Consider the following 3,213-nt stretch of genomic DNA (forward strand, 5'->3'; position numbering starts at 1 on the left):
TCTATAAGTACGCTCAACACTGATGTTAATGCCATATTAAGCCTTAGGTAAATAATTAATTTTATAAACACCTAAACGCTTTTTAGAAGAAAAATAAATATATAAAATAGAAGATTTAATTTTTTTATTTTCTAAAGAACGATTAGGAGGTTTAGAGTCGAAATGCTTGTAATAAGAGCTACGATTAACATTTAAAATTATACATAAAGTTTTAATAGAATGCTGAAAACAAAGACTATGAACAGCATCTAATCTCTGTTTGAGGGAGGGGGAATATGGAAATGGCTTTTTTATATTAAGTTTTTCTCTTCAAGAAGAGCATTACGTTTTTGTAATTTATAAATTTGTTTAGCAGAAAGAATAGTACTATCGTCAATTTTAACTTCAGAAAATTGTTTTATTAATTTAGCAATAGCATTAAGAGAAACACCATATTCACAGCTAAGTTCAGCCTGAGACTTACCATTTTAATATAAAGATACAATACTTTTTCTAATTCTATATCATATTTTGACAAAAAACAACTCATTTTTATTGTATAATTTATCACAACACAAAAATGTATTTTTTATCTACTTATTTAGGATAGCACTATGATATTTTTGTATTAAGAATTAAAGAGTAAAAATAAAATTGATTTAAGTTATTTATATTATATATTGACATATTATAAATTGACATATTATAAATATAGTTATATAATCAACTTGTAATATGTGCTCGAGCAGATTAAATATATTATTAAAAAATATACTTATATTTATAGGATATTTTAACGGAGTTGTTTATATGTCAGTAACAATAAAAAAGATTGCAGAAATTAGTGGTGTATCTAGAGGTACAGTTGATAGAGTGTTAAATAATAGAGGAAAAGTAAATCCTAAGACAGAACAAAAGGTTAAAGAATGTGCTGAAAAACTAGGCTATAAACCTAATCTAGCTGGTAAGGCTTTAGCTGCTAAAAAGAAAAATCATATAGTTGGGATAATATTACCATCTGATGGTAACCCATTTTTTAATGATGTAATAAAAGGTATTGAAAGCTTTATTGATATTTATGAACAGTATGGAATAAAAATAATATTAAAAACTATGAAAGGATATAATATAAAAAAACAATTAAAACTTATAGAAAGTTTTGAAAATAATATTTCTGGATTAATTTTAACGCCTATAGATACAGATATTATTAGAGAAAAGATAAATTTTTTAGAAGAAAAAGGAATAGGTGTTATAACTTTAAATACAGATATAAAAAATAGCAAACGTTTTTCATATATAGGTACTGACTATTATAAAGGTGGTCAAATAGCTAGTGGAATAGTTAAACTTATTAATTCAGTAGGTTATATAGGTATTATTCAAGGTTCTAATAAAATATATGGCCATAATCAAAGAGTGTTAGGATTTAAAGAAGAACTAGAAAAAGATAATAAGGTTATTATAAAAGAAATTTTTGAAACAGATGATGATGATATTACCGCTTATGATAAAACTATAAAAATGCTAGAAAATGATAAATCTATTAATACAATATTTGTTGTGGCAGGTGGTGTATATGGTGTATGTAGAGCTATTATTAAATTAAATAGGAAAGATATACAAATAGTTTGTTTTGATGAAGTACCTACAACAATAGAAATGTTAAAACAAAATATTATAAAAGCAACTATATCTCAACAGCCTAGATTACAGGGTGAAAAAGCTATGGAAATTATGTTTAATTATCTTATAAAAGGTGAAAAGCCACAAAATGATTGTTATATAATAGAAAATCAAATAAAAATAAAACAAAATTTTTAAAATATAAAGTAGAAAAAATTATGAGTGAAATTTTTAAAGTGATAAAAAATAAAATATGAAGGTAAAGAAAGTAAAAATCCATTAGGTTTTAAATACTACGATGTTAATAAAGTTATTTATGGTAAAAATATGAAACAACATTTATCTTTTGCTATGGTATGGTTTCATAACTTATGTGCAGAAGGTGTTGATATATTTGAGCAGGTACAGCAGATAAAAGTTTTTGAATAATAAAAAAGATACTATAGAACATACAAAAGATAAAGTTGATGCTGGTTTTGAATTTATGTCTAAACTCGGTATAGAATATTTTTGTTTTAATGATGTAAATATTGTACCAGAAGCTGATACAATAGAAGAAACTGAAAAGATACTTGATGAAATTACAGACTATATTAAAGAAAAAATGGATGAAACAGGTATAAGATGTTTATGGAGTACTGCCAATATGTTTTCTAATACTAAGTTTATGAATGGAGTAGGAAGCTCAAATTAAAAATATTTTAGATACTGTTGTAAAACTTTATGGAAAAGGTTATGAAACACTTTTAAATACAAATATGAAACTAGAACAAGAAAACATTGCAAAACTTATGAAAATGGCAGTTGATTATGGGAAAAAATCGGTTTTGAAGGTGATTTATTTATTGAACCAAAATCAAAAGAACCAATGAAACATCAATATGATTTTGATGTTGCTACATCAATAGGTTTTTAAAAACAATATGGACTTGATAAAGACTTTAAATTAAATATAGAAACAAATTATGTAACATCAGCAGAACATACCTTTCAGCACTATTTAAGAGTTGATATTATTAATGGTATGCTTGGCTCAATAGATGCAAATCAAAGAGATAACTTTTTAGGTTGGGATACTGAGCAGTTTCATTTAAATGTTTACTAAACTACTATGTGTATTTATGAAGTATTAAAATGTGGTGATATGAAAAAAACTTTACATAAATTAGATATTGATATTAACTTATTCTATATTAAAGAAATGGTATTATAATACTACCTATGTTAAATGACAACTTTATAGTTGATTTTAATTCTATAATAGCAATATATCAATAATGTATAAAAATAACAAATATACAATTAGTTTTTATTCCTTATATTAACAAGCTAATTTATAGTTATTAATATTCATAGCTATAAATTGGCTTGTTAATATAAGGAATATATTTTTGTAATTATCAAAATTAAAAGTATTAATTATAAAAATTACACATATAATTAAAAAGTCAAATTTACTAAAATTTAATCAAATGATTTATACAATATTATAGATTGACATATTAAAAATATAGATATATAATTACACTATAAATGTGCTCGAGCAAACAACTCTTTGTTAATGAGTATTTTATAGCTAAAATTACACCATAATTTTATATAATAATA

The 3,213-nt window shown here is 23.5% G+C and carries 2 protein-coding genes; both read left to right on the plus strand.

Annotation, left to right across the window (positions count from 1 at the left end; genetic code table 11):
- Positions 1-789 precede the first annotated feature (789 nt).
- A complete protein-coding gene (locus R5Z65_RS09765; protein ID WP_317368823.1) occupies positions 790-1,803 on the plus strand; it encodes a LacI family DNA-binding transcriptional regulator in 1,014 nt (337 codons plus the stop codon).
- 223 nt (positions 1,804-2,026) lie between these two features.
- Positions 2,027-2,299, plus strand: a complete 273-nt coding sequence (locus tag R5Z65_RS09770) for a hypothetical protein (protein ID WP_317368824.1) — start codon at positions 2,027-2,029, stop codon at positions 2,297-2,299.
- The last annotated feature ends 914 nt before the right edge of the window (positions 2,300-3,213 follow it).

The organism is uncultured Tyzzerella sp. (genome assembly GCF_963558545.1).
In the GTDB taxonomy this organism is placed as follows: Bacteria; Bacillota; Clostridia; order Lachnospirales; family CAG-274; genus Tyzzerella.